The sequence below is a fragment of the Micromonospora sp. MH33 genome (assembly GCF_003013775.1).
Taxonomy (GTDB): Bacteria; Actinomycetota; Actinomycetes; order Mycobacteriales; family Micromonosporaceae; genus Micromonospora; species Micromonospora fulviviridis.
The window spans coordinates 1-1688 of the sequence record NZ_MUYZ01000606.1; the positions used below are offsets into that span (position 1 = coordinate 1).

Genomic DNA, 1688 nt, shown 5'->3' on the forward strand with positions numbered 1-1688 from the left:
GCCCTGGCCGCGCTCAGCTGAGCGTCGCGGTCCGGCCGCACCTGGTCCGCCGTGCGCGGCCGGGGCGCGGCCGGCCCCGCGTCAGGACCAGTCCTCGGCCGGGTCGGCGTCGGCGACCGGGAGCGGGGCCGCGGGAGCGGGTGCCGCGGCCGGCGGGCCGCCGTGGGTCCAGGGGGTCTCCTCCGGGGCGGGGAAGTTCCCGGCCGGCAGGAAGCCGTCCGACAGGGTGGTGAGGCAGAGCCGCTCCCCCACCTCCGGCACGGTGCCCGGCGGGGCGCTCAGCCCGCGCCCCATCCCGCCGGAGAGCTCCAGCACCACCTCGGTCTTGCCGTCGGCAGCCGGGGTCACGAAGACCACCTTCGCCTTCTGGCCCGGCCGGGCCGGCGAGTAGAGCGTCGCGCCGACCGGCACGAGCACCGGCTCGGTGGTGACCACCTGGATCCGCGGGCGCAGCACCGGCCGCTTGCCGGTGTCGTCCACCCGCTTCGGGTCGGCCAGGGTCACGTCGCCGACGAACGCCTCCCCGGTCAGCCGGTGCTCGGCCATGACGAGCGGGTCGTCGTAGGCGCGCTGCACCGCGTAGGAGGTGAGCGCCCGTTCCAGCCGGTGCAGGCGCAGCGCAGCGGCCACCGCCCCGTCGCGGCGCGGCTGCGGGCCGCCTCCCGCGTCGACGTGTTCGGCGTGCGCCGTGAAGGCGTCCTTGTCGCCGTCCCAGCGGCCGGCCACCCGTGCCCCGGGCGGCAGCGCACGGAGCAACCCGACGCCGCGCCACATCAGCTCCCAGGTGGGCGTCAACTGGTCGCGCAGCAGCCGTTCCAGCTCCGCGTACGCGGCCGCCCGGGCGACCGGGTCGTCCTTGGCGCGGGTGTACGCCTCGATGGCCGGGGCGAGCCGGTGGTTGTCGAAGTCCGGGTCGGTGGCCGGGCCGGCCGGCGGGCAGCGCGCCGGGTCCTCGGCGTGGGCGGCGGCCTCGGCGCCGGTGCGCCCGGGCGGCGGGTCGAGCCAGCCCAGCAGCGCCGGCAGGTGCAGGTCCTCGACGGCGCTCTGCCCGGTCGCCCAGTGCAGGGTCAGCGCCTCGGTCAACGCCACCAGCGCCGCCGAGCCGGGGTGCTCGGCGCGCTCGGCGAAGAAGGTCAGCCAGCGGCCGAGCAGCGGCACCGACGGGTGCACCGGATGCTCGCCGTCCGGCCGGCGGAACCGGGTGGAGCGGCCGAACAGTCGCAGGAAGGTGATCCCGGCCGGGTTCGGCACCAGCAGCTGCGGGGCGTCGGCGTAGCGGTACCGGACGTCCTTGCCCCGGTCGACCGGCACCGCCTCGCTGACTCCCCGGAACTCGTCGAGGTACGGCAGCACGATCCCGGCCAGTTCGGCCGCGAACGCGAAGCGCTGGTCCCGGTTGCGGGGCTGCGGCACAACCAGCAGCCGGGCCTCGTCGGGCGCGGCCCCGACCAGGGCCGCCAGCGGGGCGTTCGCCTCGCCGGCCAGGGCGAGCGGCACCAGCACCAGCGGGCGGTCGGCGAGGTGCAGGTGCCGGACGGTGGCTACCGGCTGGGCCACCCCGGCGGCGACCGCCTGTGCCTGGGCCAGCGCGCGCAGGGTGCTCACCGGCTCCTCCGGGCGGGGCGTCGGGGCGTACTCATGCGGGGTGCCCGGCGAGAACGTCGGCGCGCAGGCGCGCGGCGGCGCGC

General features: G+C 78.1%; 1 protein-coding gene. It reads right to left on the reverse strand.

Features of this window, described 5'->3' with window-relative positions; translation table 11 throughout:
• Nucleotides 1-81: 81 nt before the first annotated feature.
• Nucleotides 82-1605, reverse strand: a complete 1524-nt coding sequence (locus B0E53_RS36285; RefSeq protein ID WP_107079897.1) for a hypothetical protein — start codon at nucleotides 1603-1605, stop codon at nucleotides 82-84.
• Nucleotides 1606-1688 lie beyond the last annotated feature (83 nt).